The organism is Skermanella aerolata KACC 11604 (assembly GCF_000936425.1).
GTDB classification, from domain to species: Bacteria; Pseudomonadota; Alphaproteobacteria; order Azospirillales; family Azospirillaceae; genus Skermanella; species Skermanella aerolata.
Genome location: NZ_AVFK01000002.1, coordinates 189,749 through 205,980 on the forward strand (window position 1 = coordinate 189,749; position 16,232 = coordinate 205,980).

The 16,232-nt window shown below is 68.2% G+C and carries 13 protein-coding genes; 4 read left to right on the forward strand and 9 right to left on the reverse strand.

The window, feature by feature from the left end:
* On the forward strand, positions 1 to 1,140 hold the full coding sequence (locus N826_RS03910; RefSeq protein ID WP_244619428.1) for a cysteine desulfurase family protein: 1,140 nt from the start codon (positions 1 to 3) through the stop codon (positions 1,138 to 1,140).
* Here the strand turns inward: N826_RS03910 and N826_RS03915 are convergent.
* Positions 1,125 to 2,039 carry a LysR family transcriptional regulator gene (locus N826_RS03915; RefSeq protein ID WP_308518117.1) on the reverse strand — a complete coding sequence of 305 codons (915 nt, stop codon included), beginning with the start codon at positions 2,037 to 2,039 and terminating at the stop codon, positions 1,125 to 1,127. The genes N826_RS03910 and N826_RS03915 overlap by 16 nt on opposite strands.
* Positions 2,040 to 2,265: 226 nt before the next feature.
* Here N826_RS03915 and N826_RS03920 point away from each other — a divergent pair, with 226 nt between their 5' ends.
* The gene (locus tag N826_RS03920) at positions 2,266 to 3,465 is read left to right on the forward strand and encodes a urate hydroxylase PuuD (RefSeq protein ID WP_044426076.1); all 1,200 of its coding nucleotides are present in this window, start codon (positions 2,266 to 2,268) and stop codon (positions 3,463 to 3,465) included.
* Positions 3,466 to 3,526: 61 nt separating this feature from the next.
* Positions 3,527 to 4,846: a guanine deaminase gene (gene guaD / locus N826_RS03925; RefSeq protein WP_044426077.1), complete on the forward strand. Its 1,320-nt coding sequence runs from the start codon at positions 3,527 to 3,529 to the stop codon at positions 4,844 to 4,846.
* Positions 4,847 to 4,861: 15 nt separating this feature from the next.
* Here guaD and N826_RS03930 read toward each other — a convergent pair whose 3' ends face one another.
* From N826_RS03930 to N826_RS03965, 8 genes are read right to left on the reverse strand one after another with little or no spacing between them, the layout of a single operon-like run.
* Positions 4,862 to 6,694: a methyl-accepting chemotaxis protein gene (locus N826_RS03930; protein WP_044426078.1), complete on the reverse strand. Its 1,833-nt coding sequence runs from the start codon at positions 6,692 to 6,694 to the stop codon at positions 4,862 to 4,864.
* Positions 6,679 to 9,477, reverse strand: a complete 2,799-nt coding sequence (locus N826_RS03935) for a chemotaxis protein CheA (RefSeq protein ID WP_044426079.1) — start codon at positions 9,475 to 9,477, stop codon at positions 6,679 to 6,681. Before N826_RS03935 ends, N826_RS03930 begins: the two co-directional genes overlap by 16 nt.
* Positions 9,474 to 10,589 carry a chemotaxis-specific protein-glutamate methyltransferase CheB gene (gene cheB / locus N826_RS03940; RefSeq protein WP_044426080.1) on the reverse strand — a complete coding sequence of 372 codons (1,116 nt, stop codon included), beginning with the start codon at positions 10,587 to 10,589 and terminating at the stop codon, positions 9,474 to 9,476. The genes N826_RS03935 and cheB overlap by 4 nt, the downstream gene beginning before the upstream one ends.
* Positions 10,586 to 11,572: a chemotaxis protein CheW gene (locus N826_RS03945; protein WP_044426081.1), complete on the reverse strand. Its 987-nt coding sequence runs from the start codon at positions 11,570 to 11,572 to the stop codon at positions 10,586 to 10,588. Before N826_RS03945 ends, cheB begins: the two co-directional genes overlap by 4 nt.
* Positions 11,562 to 12,362 carry a CheR family methyltransferase gene (locus tag N826_RS03950; protein WP_052830818.1) on the reverse strand — a complete coding sequence of 267 codons (801 nt, stop codon included), beginning with the start codon at positions 12,360 to 12,362 and terminating at the stop codon, positions 11,562 to 11,564. The genes N826_RS03945 and N826_RS03950 overlap by 11 nt, the downstream gene beginning before the upstream one ends.
* Positions 12,362 to 12,823: a response regulator gene (locus N826_RS03955; RefSeq protein ID WP_052830819.1), complete on the reverse strand. Its 462-nt coding sequence runs from the start codon at positions 12,821 to 12,823 to the stop codon at positions 12,362 to 12,364. The genes N826_RS03950 and N826_RS03955 overlap by 1 nt, the downstream gene beginning before the upstream one ends.
* A complete protein-coding gene (locus N826_RS03960) occupies positions 12,820 to 14,403 on the reverse strand; it encodes a methyl-accepting chemotaxis protein (RefSeq protein WP_044426082.1) in 1,584 nt (527 codons plus the stop codon). The genes N826_RS03955 and N826_RS03960 overlap by 4 nt, the downstream gene beginning before the upstream one ends.
* A gap of 41 nt (positions 14,404 to 14,444) precedes the next feature.
* Complete coding sequence (locus N826_RS03965; RefSeq protein ID WP_044426084.1) at positions 14,445 to 14,834, reverse strand: response regulator; 390 nt, start codon at positions 14,832 to 14,834, stop codon at positions 14,445 to 14,447.
* Positions 14,835 to 15,050: 216 nt separating this feature from the next.
* Here N826_RS03965 and N826_RS03970 point away from each other — a divergent pair, with 216 nt between their 5' ends.
* Positions 15,051 to 16,223, forward strand: coding sequence for a GAF domain-containing sensor histidine kinase (locus tag N826_RS03970; RefSeq protein WP_044426085.1), 1,173 nt, complete (start codon positions 15,051 to 15,053; stop codon positions 16,221 to 16,223).
* The last annotated feature ends 9 nt before the right edge of the window (positions 16,224 to 16,232 follow it).

Consider the following 16,232-nt stretch of genomic DNA (forward strand, 5'->3'; position numbering starts at 1 on the left):
GTGAGCGGCGGCGCTGCGGACGGGCTGATGTATCTCGACCACCTGGCGTCCACGCCGCTCGATCCCGCGGTGCTGGAGGAAATGCTGCCGTGGATGGGGGTTGCAGCCGCCGGCAATCCGCATGCCGCCGGGCACCGGCGCGGCTGGCGGGCAGCCGAAGCGATCGAACGGGCGCGCGGTGATGTCGCTGCCCTGATCGGCGCGAGGGCGGGAGAAATCCTGTTCATGTCGGGCGCTACCGAGGCCAATGCGCTGGCGCTGCTGGGCGGCGTGCCGGAGGGATGGCCCGTTTTGTGTTCCGCCGTAGAGCATCCCAGCGTGCTGGCCTGCGTTGGGGAACTGGCGCGGCGCGGGCATGCGACGGAGACGTTGCCGGTCGATGCAGCGGGCCGGGTCGATCCGGATGCGGTGCGGATCGACGGGCCTGCGCTGGTTTCCGTGATGGCGGCCAACAACGAGGTCGGGACGATCCAGCCGGTCGCCGACCTGGCGAGGCGCTGCCGCGAGCGGGGCGGGCTGTTCCACACCGACGCTGTTCAGGCGCTTTCCACGGGTCTGCTGGATGTTGCGGCGATGGGTATCGATCTGGCGAGCCTGTCCGGGCACAAGCTTTATGGACCGATGGGGATCGGCGCGCTGTATGTGAGGCAGGGCGTGGCCGTGCGGCCGCTGCTGTTCGGCGGCGGACAGCAGGGTGGTCAGCGGCCGGGGACCTTGCCGACGGCGCTGTGCGTCGGGCTGGGTGCTGCCTGCCGGATCGCGCGCGAGCGCGGGGCTGCCGATGCGGCACGGCTTCGGGAGTTGCGGGAACGGCTATTCGCTGTTCTGGCCGACGGCGTGCCGGGCTTGAGGCGGAACAGTCCTTCAGCCGAGGGCATGGGGTTGGCGGGATGCCTGCATGTCGCGGTGCCGGGGCTGGATGCGGCGGACCGGCTGCTCGACCTGCCGGAATTGGCGCTCTCGACCGGATCGGCGTGCAGCAGCGGGGAGGGCGGGCCGTCACACGTGCTGCTCGCGATGGGCCGGTCGGTGGAGGATGCCTTCGGCAGCATCCGGATCGGGCTGGGACGGTTCACTACCGCGGAAGAGGTGGATCGGGCCGGAGCACTTCTGGTCGAAGCGCTTCAGCGCGGGTCGTAGGCCAGGGCTTCGCTGAGGGTGGCTCGAGTTTCCGTGACGACGAAGTCGGCGAAGGCGCGGGCCTTAGCGGGCAGCAGGTTGCGGTGCGGATAGAGGACCGCGAGGACTGCGGGTTCGGGCGGAAAGGCCGGCAGGACGATTTTCAGCGCGCCGCTCTTCAGGTGCTCCGCTATTTCCCAGACCGGTTTCATCGCGATGCCGTGTCCGGCCAGCAGCCAGTCGGTCAGCACGTCGCCATAGTCCGCGTCGAAGCTGCCGGTGACGGAGATCTTGGCGGGACCGTCCGGCGTGGTCAGGGTCCACTGGTATTGCTGGGAGCCGGGGAAGCGCAGCAGCAGGCAGTTATGGGCCTGGAGGTCTTCCGGCTGCTCAGGTTCTCCGGCGGTTTCCAGGTAGGATGGCGTGGCGCAGAGGACGCGCGGGCAGTCGGCGATCTTGCGGACGACGAAGGTGCTGTCGCGCAGCACGGCCATGCGGATCGCGACGTCTACCGCCTCATGCAGCAGGTCGATCAGGTGGTCGGACAGGCGCAGGCGGACATCGACCATGGGGAAAGCTTCGCGGAACTTCGGGATCATCGGCCCCAGGACACGGCGGCCGAATCCCAGCGGCGCCGTGACGCGCAGACTGCCCGACGGTACGCCGCTGGCCGATGCGAGGTTGGTCTGGGCGCGTTCCACAGCGTCCAGTACTTCCAGGCTGTCGCGGTAGAAGATATGGCCGTGCTCGGTCGGCTGGAGCTGACGCGTCGTCCGGTTGAGCAGACGCACGCCCAAATGTTGCTCCAACTGCTGAATTCTATGGCTGACCACCGCCGGGGACATGCGAAGACTGCGCCCCGCCGCCGAGAGATTTCCCATTTCGACGACGCGGACGAAGGTTCGCATGTTTTCGAGCAATGACAAATCCGTTACCCTTCCCTGTGCCGCCCATTCCCGCGTCCGGCGGGGGTGACCGGCTTTTTCGCCGGTTTACCCGATCTTACCGGTTTATTTGAAGGTCCTGCCGAACGCCCCCGCTTCCCGGTCGGCACGGACATGTCTACCAATTCAGTCAACACGGCATCGCCTGGGTATCCAAGCCCCCGACACGATGCGCGCCAAAGTGAACAGTGGAGAGGACGAAATGGAAACCATCGTTTGGGAGTGGGTCAATTTCATGCTGCGGTGGCTCCATGTCATCACGGCGATAGCCTGGATCGGGTCGTCCTTCTATTTCGTCCATCTCGACGCCAGCCTGAAGAAGCGCGAACGGCTGCCCAAGGGAACCAGCGGCGAGGCGTGGCAGATCCATGGCGGCGGCTTCTACCACATGGTCAAGTATAACGTTGCTCCGGCCGAAATGCCCGATGAACTGACCTGGTTCAAATGGGAAGCCTACGCGACCTGGATCAGCGGCTTCTTCCTGCTGGTCGTCCTGTACTACCGGGGCGCCGATCTGTTCATGATCGACCAGGGCGTCATGGAATTGAGCCAGTGGCAGGCGGTGGCGATCAGCGTCGTAACGCTGGTGCTGGGCTGGGTCGCCTATGACAGGCTGTGCAAGTCGCCAGTCGGAAAGAACGATACGGGGCTGGCCCTAGCGGGACTGGCGATGCTGGTGCTGGCGGCCTGGGGCTTTTCGGAAGTGTTCAGCGGACGCGGCGCGATGCTTCAGGTCGGTGCGCTGATCGGGACGATGATGGCGGCCAACGTCGCGATGATCATCATCCCGAACCAGAAGAAGGTCGTCGCCGACCTGCTGGCGGGCAAGGAGCCGGACCCGGCCCTGGGCAAGGAAGCCAAGCAGCGGTCGCTTCACAACAACTACCTGACCCTGCCGGTGCTGTTCCTGATGATCAGCAACCACTATCCGCTGGCGTTCGGCACCGGGCATATTCCGGCGATCGTCGCCTTGGTGCTGGTGGTCGGCGCCACGATCCGGCATTTCTTCAACAGTCGCCATGCCGGCAAGCCGACGCCGTGGTGGACCTGGGGCGTCGCCGTAGCCGGCGTCGTCGGCATCATCTGGCTGAGCGCGCTGGGTCCAAACGCGGATGCGGTCGCCAGCACCGCCCATGCGGCGGAACCGGTCGACTTCGCCCAGGTGGAAGAGGTCGTGATTTCCCGGTGCAGCATGTGCCATGCCGAAACTCCGGGATGGGAAGGGCTGGCGACCGCCCCCAAGGGCGTCCGGCTGGAAACGCCGGAGGAAATCACGCGCCATGCCGGGGAAATCAGGATGCAGGCGGTGTTCTCCAACGCCATGCCGCCGGGCAACATCACCATGATCACGCCGGAAGAGCGGCGGGTGCTGGCGGCCTGGACCGCCGTCGCCGCCAAGTGAGCAGGGCCAAGTGAGCAGGGCCAAGTGAGCAGGGCCAAGTGAGCAGGGGGAGACTGGAGGGATGCGGGATATGGTGGGATCGGACTTGAAGGCGATCCGGGGACGGCTGCTGAGCTTCGTTTCGGAACCGGCGGGACCGGGCGACCGGAGCAGCTACTGCTTTATCGAGGACGGCATCGTGGTGGTGCGGGACGGCCGCATCGACGCGGTCGGGGAGGCGTCGGAACTGGCGCCGGCCCTGCCGCCGGGGACGGCGGTGGACCATCATCCCGACGGACTGATCGTGCCCGGTTTCATCGACACCCATATCCACTTCCCGCAGACCCAGGTGATCGCGTCCTACGGGGCGCAACTGCTGGAATGGCTGAACAAGTACACCTTCGTCGAGGAGCAGCGCTTCGCCGATGCCGGCCACGCCGAGCGGAACGCCGTCTTCTTCATGGACGAGCTGCTGCGGAACGGCACGACGACGGCGGTCGTCTATGCCACCGTGCATCCCGGATCGGTCGAGGCCTTCTTCGCGGAATCGGAACGGCGCGGCACCGGCATGATCGCGGGCAAGGTCATGATGGACCGCAACGCCCCGCCGGGGCTTCGCGATACAGCGCAAAGCGGATACGACGAGAGCCGGACGCTGATCGAGCGCTGGCACGGCAAGGGGCGGCAGCGCTACGCCGTGACGCCGCGCTTCGCCATCACCTCGACCGAGGAACAGCTTGAAGCGGCGGGCGCGCTGAACCGGGAGAACCCCGGCGTCTACATGCAGACGCACCTGTCGGAGAACCTGCGCGAGATCGAGACGGTGCGGCAGCTTTTCCCCGATGCGCGGCACTACACGGATGTCTACGACCGCTACGGATTGCTGGGCGAGCGGTCGCTGTTCGGTCATTGCATCCACCTGGACGACGACGAGGTCAGGCGGCTGTCGGACAGCAAGTCGGTCGCGGTGTTCTGCCCGACGTCCAACCTGTTCATTGGCAGCGGGCTGTTCGACCTGAAGCGGCTGAGCGGCGGGGCCGATCCGGTGCGGGTGTCGCTGGCGACCGATGTCGGGGGCGGCACCAGCTATTCCATGCTGCGGACCGCCGCCGAGGGCTACAAGGTGCTGCAACTGGGCGGGCAGAACCTGCCGGCGCTGTCGGCCTTTCACATGATGACGCGCGGCAATGCGCTGGCGCTGGGGATGGGCGGGAGCATCGGGACGATCGAACCGGGCTGTTTCGCCGATCTGGTGGTGCTGGATGCGCGGGCGACGCCGGCGATGGCGCACCGGATGGAGACGATCGAGGGCGACCTGGACGAGGAACTGTTCGTCCTGATGACGCTGGGCGACGACCGGGCGGTCAGGGAAACCTACGTGCAGGGCCGGGCGTCAAAGTAGTGACTGGGCCATACTTCAAGCGCCGGCGCTGCCCGCGACCTCCTCCGCCCGGAGACGGGTGTCGTCGGTCAGCGCCGCGAGGCCGCGCATGGTGGCGGTGATTTCCTCGGCGGCCGACGCGTTCGCGTGGGAAATCTCCGACAGCTCGATCAGGGCGGTTTCGATGCCGTCGACGCTCTCGCGCTGGCGCGCAACCTGATCGACGATGATCTGCGACAGGCTGTCGGTCTCGGCGATGGTGACGGAAACCTCCTGCATCCGGCGGCCGACGGCGGCGGCAACTTCCAGCCCGCGGCCGATGCGGTCGTGGCTACGGCGGGCGAGTTCGGCGATCTCCTGCGCCAGCTTCAAGGTCTGCTGGGCCAGCGTGCCGACGGCGCCCGCGACGACCGAGAAGCCCCGGCCATGCTCGCCCGCCCGCGATGCCTCGATCGAGGCGTTCAATGACAGGATGTTGGAGTGGGCGGCCAGCTTGCCGATCGCGACGGTGACGCGGTTGATCTCGCTGCTCATGTCGGCGATCTCGCGGACGGCATCGGCCATCGCGTCGATGTCGGACAGGCTTTCCTCCAGCCGGTCCGCCGCGTCGCGGGAGCGTTCCTGGCCGGTGCGGGTCACGGCGGCGACTTCCTTCATCGCTTCCCGCGTTTCCAGGAAGGAACGGCGCAGCCGTTCGACCGACGCCATCTGCCCGTGGGCGCCGTCCGATACCTGAGCGATGGCAGCGGCGGCCTGCCCGGTGGCGACCGAGACGTGCATGGTCGATTGGACCACCGTGTTGGACAGCGAGCGGGAGTCCTCCAGCGCCTGCTTGAAGCGGCGCATGGCGGCACCCAGCGCCGCGATCTCGTCGTCGAACCGGGAGGCTGGAACTTCGGTCGCGATGTCGCCATCGGCCAGCCGGCCCAGCGCTTCCGTCATCCGGCGCAACGGCCGGATGACGCCCTGCCTGACGAGGGCCACGACCGACAGCAGCGCCAGCAGGGACAAGGCGCCGCCGATGGCGGCGGTCCGTAGCGACTCCTCCCGCAGGCGGGTCGCACGCGCGTCCAGCAGTTCGACGAACTGGTCGTTGGCAGCTTGGGCGAAGCGGTCGATGGCGTCGAAGGTGGCCTGAACGGCGGCGGGATCGCCCCTGCCGCTCTCCATCATCGCCACGGCATGGCTCATCATCATGCCGAAGGGCTGGAAGGTCTTGTCCAGCGTCTCCTTGATAGCGGGATTGCCCTGCGGACCGGTCGCGGTCGCGACCGCGTACTCGATGCTTTGCAGCAGGTTCTCGATCCGGCCGCTGAGCAGCGCGCCGTCGAACCGTTTGGCGTCGCCGTCGGCATCATGGCCGGCGCCGCCTGCATTGTTGCGCCGGAGTTCGGTGAACTGTTCGCGCAGGTCGGCGAGGCTGGACGCGAAGATGTCGCCCAGATAGTACGACGCCAGTTCGGGGTCGAGCACGATGCCCGAACGGTTGGCGACCTGCTGCCCCAGCCTGCGGAGCGCCCGCCGGGCTTCCACCTTCATGGCGGAACGGTCCCTGGCGCGGATCAGCACCTCCGCCTTCTGCGAGAGCGCTTCGGTTTCCAGCGCGCTGCCGAAGCCGGTGCGGAGTTCCGCCAGTTTCGCCGCCAAGCCGTCGCCGTCCAGCGACTGCCGCAGCACCACCGCGCGGGTGAGCGCCGAATGCACGGCGTCGATACCGCGCAGATAGGCCGCCCCGTCTGCCTCCCGATGCGCCTGGACGATCTGCGCCTGATTGGCGCTGGTCTGGACCCACAGGCCATAGCCGACCGGAGCCAGGAACAGACAGGCGGCGAAACCCAGGCGGGTCGCTATGCTCAGTCGATGGAGCATGGCTCCTCCCTTCGGTCGGCAGGATGGATGATGAGGGTATGGGTGACCGGAGCCGCTTCGGCAGGCTCAGGCTCCAGCCAGTGGGCCGCGCGGGCGAACAGGGCTGTAGTGTCGAGGGTGAACATCACGCCGCCGCTGCCGACCACGGCGGCCCCGGCGATCAGCGGATTGACCTCGATCAGCGGATGCAGGCGCTTGAAGAAGACTTCGCGCCGTACCGCCATGCGGTCGATGATCAGGCCGATCCTGGAATCGCCGTCGTCGGCGACGACGACGGTGCGGTTGCCGGAGAGCGGGCCGGACGGCGTTTCCCGCAGGCCGAGCAAGGCGCCGAGATCGAGGACGGGCAGAAAGCGTCCGCGCAGCGACAGGGTCAGCCGCCGTCCTACCCTTTGCAGGTCGCGTGACGGAACTTCCACGACCTCGCGCACCGAGCGTTCGTGGATGGCGATGGTCTGGCCGGCTGTTTCCACGGTCAGGACGCGCTGCATGGCGGCCGAGACCGGGAACTCGATCGTCATGCGCGTGCCGGCGCCGATGCGGCTGTCGATGGTCAGCCGGCCGCCGAGCTTCTTGATCGCGGTGACTACGATATCCATGCCGACGCCACGACCGGATGTGGCCGTCACCTCGTCCCTGGTCGAGAAGCCGGGCAGCAGGATCAGGTTCAGCGCGTCGGCATCGGAGAGCCCCGCCGCTTCCGCCGTCCCGATCAGGCCCTTGCCGACCGCCTTGTCGCGGACGCGGGCGCCGTCGATGCCGGCTCCGTCGTCCTCGACGTCGATGATGGCGAGGCTGGCGGTCTGTCGGGCACGGATGCGGATCGATCCGGCGGCGGGCTTGCCCGAGGCGAGACGCCGTTCGGGAGATTCGATCCCGTGGTCCACGCTGTTGCGGACGATATGGGTCAGCGGATCGACCAGCATCTCGATCATCGCCTTATCGACCTGCACGTCCTCGCCGGCGGTGGTCAGCGCCACCTCCTTGCCGACCAGGACGGCGGTGTCGCGGATCGGCCGGAGCAGGCGAGTGAACAACGTGCCGATGGGAACGACGCGGAGTGCTATTGCGCCGTCGTAGAGCTGGCGGACGGCGCGGTCGAGCCGCCGGAACTCCTCCCGCGTCGCCCGCGTGGGCTGGACGGCCTGCGGCGAGCCGTCCTCGCCCAGCACGCGAGACAGCGCGGTCAGGCCCAGCCGCAGTTCCCCGATCAGGTCCATGAAGCCGTCGATCGCGGCGCTCGGAACGCGGACCATGGCATCGACGGGGCGCGGAGCGACCGGGGCGGCGGCGGGAACGCCGGCGAGGGGGGAGGGGACCGGCGGCGGCGATGCCGGCACTGTCGGCACTGGCGGCGGTGACGGCGCTGACGTAGTGGAAACCACGCCTGCTTCCCGTCCCGGCGCGGCGTTGGAGTCGGTCACGAGGACCGAACGCAGACAGGCGTGTGACGGGTCGGTTTCCGCCAGCGCCACCGCGAAGGCATCGGGGCTGCCCAAAACGGCGACGACGTATTCGAACATCCCGCCGCCCAAGTCAAGGCGCGAGCGGTTGTACAGGCAGCGCTCCGCGCGGAGGCGGTCGGTCACGGCATCGACCGCCGCCGGGTCGCTTTCCAGGTCGAGCAGGACCAGGGTCAACGCGCAGCCGGACGCCGCCTCCTCCGCCATGCGGATCAGGGTTTCGGCGGGCCAGGGATGGGCTTGGCCCGCCGAAGGCGGCGAGGCGGACGCGTCGCCGGCGGCGGCGAAGCCGGTGACCTCGAACCACGCGTCCCGCAGCGCCGTGATTTCCTCGTGCGGGATGTCCATGCCGGAACTGGCGGAGATGCCGATCAGGGCGCACAGGTCGGTCAGAGCTTCGGTGTCCGGAAGATCCTCTCCGCGCAGCAGGCGGGTCGCCACCAGATCGGCAAGTTCGACGCCCGCTTCGATCTCCATCGCGGCGAGTAGGCGGGAGGCGTGCAGCCAGACCGCCGGTTCGTCCGGTTCCGTCCTGAGGGCGCCGGCATGTTCCAGCAACAGGTCGCCGAACGGAACTTCCAGCGCTGCGGTCAGGGCGAAGGCGCCGATCGTCCTGCCGCTGGCTGTTTCGGCTCCCCGCAGGCGCAGCACGAGGTCGAGCCAGCCCCAGCGTCCGCCGATGGCCAGCCGGCGCGCAGCACCGGCGATACCGCCGAGGCCGGCTGTATCCGCCGCTTCCGCCAGCAGGGCCGCCGAGTCAGTGGGGTCTTCCGCGTCGATGGCGCCGATCAGGCCAAGCGTCGCGTCTTGCAAGGCTTCCAGATCGGCATCGCCGATAGTCAGCGCCGGAGCGGCAGGCATCGGCGCCGGAGCCGGTTGCGGGGGCGGCGGCGCTGCGGGAACCGCCGCGGCGGGCGCTGGCGCCGGCGTTTGCGTCAGATGGCTCTTCAGCTTGGCGACGATGGCGGCGTTGACCGGCTGGTCGGTGCGGGTCGCCATCGCGGTGCCCTGGAGGCGGCGCATCTCGTCCAGCGCTTCCAGCAAGGCGCTGACCAGACCGGTATCCAGCGTCCTGCTGCCGGCACGGACGAGGTGTAGGACATCCTCCGCCGCGTGGGCCACCGTTTCGACGCAGCGGAGCGCCAGCGCCGCCGAACCGCCCTTGACGGAATGGAAGGCACGGAACAGCTCGTCCACCCGCGTCAGGTCGACCGGGCTGGCGGCCAGGATCGTTTCGATGGCGGTCAGGTACTCATCCAGTTCCGCGCCGAACAGGGCCCAGAATTCCTCCGTCGGATCGTCGGGATCGGTCGGGCTCATCCGGATTTCTCTACCATTGCGGCAAGCCGCTGCCCAAGGCCGGGCGCATCCAGCACTTCGGTCGCCAGACCGGCGTCGATGGCGGAGCGCGGCATGCCCCAGATCACGGCCGAGGCCGGGTCCTGGACCAGCACGGGGCAACCGCGCTGGCTGAGCGCCCGGGCGCCCTCCGTCCCGTCCGTTCCCATTCCGGTCAGGATCAGGCCGACCGGACGCCGCGCCGACAAGGCGGCGGAGCGGAACAGGATATCGGCGTTCGGCCGGTAGACCGCCGTGCCCTCGTCCAGGAGACGCAGGGCGAAGACGCCGGCGCGGACCCGCACCAGCTCGCCGTTGCGTCCCCCCGGCAGCAGATAGACGGTGTTGGGGGAAAGCTCCCGGCCGTCCTCCGCTTCGACGACGGCGACGCCGAGCGTGGCGGCTAGGGAGTCGGCGAGGCTCCGGCTGAAGACCGGCGGGATGTGCTGGGCGATGACGATGGGGGCCTTGAACGGGCAGGCCGGACCTAGGACCTGCGGCAGCGTCTGCGGACCGCCGGTGGACGACGCGATGACGACGACATCAGGCGCGCCGGCGGCAGAGGAGCGCCGGGCCGGAGGGAGGGACTGGGCCGGAGCGGCGGGCTGGGAAATCGCAGCGGGGATCTGGGCCGCCGGTCGCATGGGCGGACGGTCGCGGCCGGTCAGGATGGCGGCGGCGATGGCGAGCTTGCTGCGCAGCAACTCCCCCACTTGTGCGAGATCGGTCTTGAAGTGCTCCGATGCCTTGGGCACGAAGTCGATGGCGCCGCAGCTGAGAGCCGTCACGGTCAGGCTGGCGCCCTGGGTCGTGAAGGCGCTGACCATGATGAAGACGGGCGGTCCTGCCGCGGATGCGCGCACCCGTTTCAGCACGCCGATGCCGTCCAGGCCCGGCATGTCGATGTCCAGCGTGACGATGTCGGGCCGAAGCGAGCGGATCGCGTCCACCCCCGTCAGCCCGTCGGTGGCTTCTCCCGCCACGACGAAGCCGGGCGTATTGCCGACGATGTGGCGGAGCGACGCCCGCATGAAGGCGGAGTCGTCCACGATCAGGACGCGCATCGGAGCCGTGCCCGGCGGCGGAAGCGTCATGACGGCCGTCCTTCCCACAATGCGGCGCCGGCGGTCAGGCCGCGCAACAGCATCTCCCCGGTGATGACGGAATAGGCGTGATCCTTCGGCTCGGCGGCATCGCTTCCAGGCTTGCGCGCGATGCCCGCCACGCCGGGAGCTGGGAACCAGCCCGGTTCCGTCACGTCGCGGACCAGCGCCAGCGGCCGCTCTATCCCGTCCACCCGCAGCGCCAGCGGACCCACGGACGACGACAGGACGACGAAGTCGGCCGATGCCGGATGCATGTCGGCCTTGGCAAGGTCGAGCACCGGAACGATGGCGCCGATCACGTCGACGGCAAAGTCGATGGGCGGCAGCGCTCCCGGTATCCGGAACGGGCGCTGCCGGTATAGAATCCGCTGCACGTCGGAATATTGGGCGGCGAACAGGCGTCCGGCGACCGTGAAGACCAGATGCATCGGCGCGGCATGGGCCGCGTCCGGCTCATTCCGACGGCCGGAGCAGGACGCCGTGCCGGGGAACTCCCCAGGAGCGGTTGCCCTGGATGCGGAAGGAACGTCGCCGAGGCCGTCGCCCGCCAGGACGAAGGCGCGTCCGATGCCCTCGATCACCGCCGCCGACCGGCAGATGCGGCCCGCCGGAATCCACGGCGCCGGGGCAAGCGCCGCCGGCGTCCGGAAGCCCAGCACGCTGTCGGCAAGCAGGGCCACGGCGCCGGCGGGTCCCTGGATCAGGATGACGTCGCCCCGGCGTTCGGGGACGTGGTCGAAAATGCAGGCGGGATCGACGGCGGCGACGAACCGGTCCTGGTACAGCAGGACCCCGGCGACCAAGGGCGTCGGATAACCCGGATCGTCCAGGGCCGGTTCCTCGATGATCTCCAGCACATCGGCGGTCGGGCAGCAGAACGCCTGTCCACGCCGCTCGAAGGCCAGGACGGAGGCCAGTACGGAAGGATGGCCAGCTGCGGTCGTATCGGCTGCGGCGGCATCAGCGGCCATCGGATTTCCCCTTGATGAACACGCCGGCGCCGTCGCGGAACAGGGCACGGAAACCCAGCGCCGCCGGATCGACCGGCGGCGCCACGTCGCCGGGACCCAGCAGCAGCAGCCCGCCGGGTCTGACCGCCGACGCCAGAGCCCGCAGGGCAACGCTCCGGGATGCCGCGTCCATGTAGATCAGAACGTTGCGGCAGACGACCGCGTCGAATCGCTGCGGCGGAGGCAGGATGCCGGAGAGGATGTTGTGCTCGACGAAACGGACGGCGGCGCGGATCTCGCCGGCGACGGTACGGCGGCCGTCGGGCATCGCCGGCAGGTAGGTTTCGTCTTCGGTCCTAACTTCCCGGCAGGACGACATCTGGCCGGTGCGGTACTGCGCGGCCACAGCCGTCGTCAGCGCCTGCCGCGAGACGTCGGTGCCGGTCACGTTGGCGGGCAAACCCTTTGCGCGCAGCATGATGGCGAGGGAATAGGCTTCTTCCCCGGTAGCGCAGCCGGCCGACCACAGCGTCAGCGGCACGCCGGGGGATGCATCGTCCCGCAGCAGAGCCGCCATCAGCCCGAGTTGGCGGCGATCCCGGAAGAAGTAGGTCTCGCGGTTGGTGGCGCCGTCTATCAGCATCGACACCAGCGCGTCGCGCTCCGTGCCGGTCGCCAGGGTCCGTTGCGGCGACAGGGCACCGCACGCTTCGATCAGGCGGGCGCCGACCGGCCCGGCCGGGTTCGCCCCGATCAGGCGGCAGGTGTCGAGTGCCAGCGGCGGTATCGTCACCTGCGGCACCGGCGGCATCAGGCGCCCTCCGGCCGGGCCAGGGCAGCCCGCATCGCCGACAGGATGGCCCGGCCGCTGATCTCCACCAGATCGGCGCTGACGGCGCCGGACGGCTTGGCGACGACGGCGGATGCTCCCGCCATCAGGCAGGCACGACGTTCCGCCGATCCGGGTGCTGCTATCGACGACACGACGATGACGGCGGCGTCGCAGACGGCGCGGATCGCCGGCAGCGCGTCGAGGCCGCCGAGCACCGGCATTTCCAAGTCGAGGAGGCAGATGTCGGGGCACAGCTCGCGCGCCTGGGTGATCGCAACACGCCCGTCGGGAGCCGTGCCGGCCAAGCGCCAGATGCTGTTTCCGCCGGAGTCGCGGTCGCCTTCCACCAGCCGCGACAGCAGGCTGCGCATCATCGACGAGTCGTCGACGATCAGGACGCTGGGCTGGGTTTCTGGCACGTCGGTTCCGCCGGTCGTCACGCGGCGGCGCCGCTGGCCGGACGGCGCACCGATTCGGCCTGCTGGCGGGTGCTGTCAGCCAGCCGCGTCAGTTCGATCATGGTCGCCGCGATTTCCTCGCTGGCGGTGGCGTTGGCGTTGGAGATCTCGGTCAGGCGTTGCAGGCTCAGTTCGATTTGCTGAAGCACGGCGCCCTGTTCCTCCATGGACTGGGCGATGTCTTCCGACAGGCTGTCGGTCTCGTTGATGGCGGCGGCGACGCTGTTCATGACGCCGCCGACGTCGGTCGCGATGCTGACGCCGTTCTGGATGCGCTCCCCGCTGTCGGCGGCGAGCAAGGCTATCTCCTGGGCGAGATTGGCGGTCTGCTGCGCCAGATTGCCGACTTCCTCCGCCACGACCGAGAAGCCCCGGCCATGCTCGCCGGCGCGGGCGGCCTCGATCGCCGCGTTCAGCGACAGGATGTTGGAGCGGGTGGCAAGCTCGCCGATGCTCTGGGTGATGCTGTTGATGCGGGCGCTGGTGACGGCGATCTCCTGCACGGCGGCGGTCATCGCCGTCATCTGGGTCAGGCCGCTGGCAAGCTGGGTCGCGGCGGCGCGGGAGCGGTCCTTGGCCGACAGGCTGACCGACGCGATGGTGCCGATGATCGCCGTGGTGCGCGAGACCGAGCCGGTGATCGCCTCGACCGATTGCATCTGGCGCTGGGACCCGCCGGACACCTGCTCGACCGCCGCCGCCGCCTGGCTGGTCGCGGCGGCCACCTGTTCCGCCGCCGACTGGGTACGGCGCGACAGGTCGTCGGAGGCTGCCAGGGTGTCCTTGAGAAGCTGGACGGCGCGGGCGATATCGCCGACCTCGTCGCCGCGTTCGACGCCTTCCACGGTGCGGTCGAGCGCGCCGCCCAGGATGTCCTTGGCGGTGGCGATCAGCCGATGCAGCGGGCGGACCACGGTCAGGCGCAGCAGCGTGAGGGCGAAGATGAAGACCGCCACCAGCGATGCCGCGACCAGGGCCACGATCATGCCGCTGTCGGCTTGGGATCGCTCAACCGTAGCGAGGGCCTGGACCCGCGCCTGTTCCTGCGCCTGATCGATCAGCTTGTTCATCAGGCCATCGAATTCCTCGACCGAGGAGATTACCGGCCGGACGAGCTCGCGGAGCGCTTCTCCGTGAGCGCCGTCATTCTGGGCGAGCTTGGCTGCGGTCAGCGGCTCGATCCGCTGGGTCACCCGGTCGAAGGCGTCGCGGGCGAGCTTCAGGTCCCTGGCGAAATCCGGCAGATGGCGTTCCGCTTCCGCGATGCGGAGGACGAGATTGACCATTTCCTCCTTCATCCGGGCATTGGTCTGCCGGGCACGGAACCCGCTCGGCTCGCCCAGCATTTCGAACGTCAGGCGAACGGTGTTCATCGCGGTCGCCCGCGCCCGCGCCATCCAGACGATGCCGACGGCGTCGGGGTCGATCAGGGCGGTGAACTGGGCCTCGGTCTGGTCCTGGATCGCCTTGATCCGGTAGATCCCGGCGGATACCGCGACCGCCAGGATGGCCAGGATCAGGAGCACCTTGCCGATGATCGGCACGGACAAAGTCGGTTTCATCGCCGTTCCTTAATCTCGGCTTGTCGCTTGGGCGAAGCGGTTCAGGTCAGTTTTCCGATGGCCGCCTCGACGCGGACCTTCAGGTCCTTGATCGCCACCGGCTTCCGCAGGAACAGCCGGACGCCGGCCGCGATGGCTGTCTTGACGGAGTGTTCCTCCGCATTGCCGGTGACCATGACGATGGGCAGCTTGGCGGTCTTGGGATTGCTGCGGAGCATCTTGAACAGCGTCAGCCCGTCGGTGCCCGGCATGTTCCAGTCCAGCGTCATCATGTCGAAATCGGTTGCCAGCACCGCTTCCAGGGCGGCCTGGGCCGTGGTGCATTCCGTCACCTTGCGGATGCCGAGCTGGGAGAAAGCGTAGCGATGGAGGCGCAGCATGCTTTCCTGGTCATCGACGCAGATGACCTTGACGAGATCGGCTCGCGGCATTGCACGCCTCTTCGGTTCGATATCCGGCCCGGCCCGGACCGGACTGCTCCACTACAGATACCTAAAATCTTAAATAAATATGAAGTAAGATATATGTCGGGTAACATGTTGGTGTGGTTAGCTTCCTACGCTTGCACTGGTGGCCCTGTACGCGCTAGTTTTGCTCGTTGCCGGCGCCATCCGCCCGGCTGCGTTGCTGTTGGCGAGGAGCCGGCGTTGAAGGATGACCTTGCTGACGATCTGGCGGCTATCGTCAAGATCGACGCCGTCCCGACGATCCTTGAAGTCGTCTGCCGTACCACGGGAATGGGATTCGCGGCGGTTGCGCGGGTGACGGAGGACCGATGGATCGCCTGCGCCATCCGCGACGAGATCTCGCTCGGTCTCCAGCCCGGCGGCGAACTCCAGGTCGCTTCGACGATCTGCGACGAAATCCGCGACAGCGGCCAGCCCGTCATCATCGACCACGTGGCGGAGGACGAGATCTATTGCGGCCATCCGACTCCACGGATGTACGGATTCCAAAGCTATATCTCGATGCCGATCTACCGTCCGGACGGGCGGTTCTTCGGGACCTTGTGCGCGATCGACCCGAAACCGGCCCGCGTGAATACGCCGGCGACGATCGGCATGTTCAAGCTGTTCACCGATCTGATCGGCTTTCACCTGGACGTTCAGGAACGATTGATGGCCAGCGAGAAGGCATTGCTGGACGAGCGCGAGACGGCGCAACTGCGGGAGCAGTTCATCGCCGTCCTGGGGCACGACCTGCGAAACCCGCTCGCCTCGATCGATGCGGGCGCTAAGATTCTGCGGGTTATGCCGCTCAGCCAGAAGGCGATGCGGATCGTAGATCTGCTCGAGGCAAGTGCCTCGCGCATGGCGGGTCTGATCGACAACGTGCTCGACTTCGCGCGCGGCCGCCTGGGCGGCGGCCTCTCGGTGACCAGGGTGGTCGATCCGGATCTGGAGGCTATGCTGGAGCAGACGGTCGCCGAGATGCGGGCAGTCTGGCCGGACCGCATCGTCCAAAGCCGCTTCGCCTTGAACAAACCCGTGGCCTGCGACAGCGGACGCATCGCGCAGTTGCTGTCCAACCTGCTCGCGAATGCGTTCACCCATGGCGATCCCGGCGGAGCCGTGCGGGTCGAGGCGGCGAGCGGCGAGGAAGGCCTTGAAATCTCGGTTGCCAACAGCGGCGCTCCGATCCCCGCAAACATCCTGGGCAACCTGTTCCAGCCGTTCTCACGGGCATCGGCCAGCCCCGGACAGCAAGGCCTCGGGTTGGGGCTCTATATAGCGTCGGAGATCGCGCGCGCCCATGACGGGACGCTGACGGTTCAATCGTCGGACCAGGAGACGCGGTTCACCTTCCGCATGCCGTTGTGAGCGCGGCTG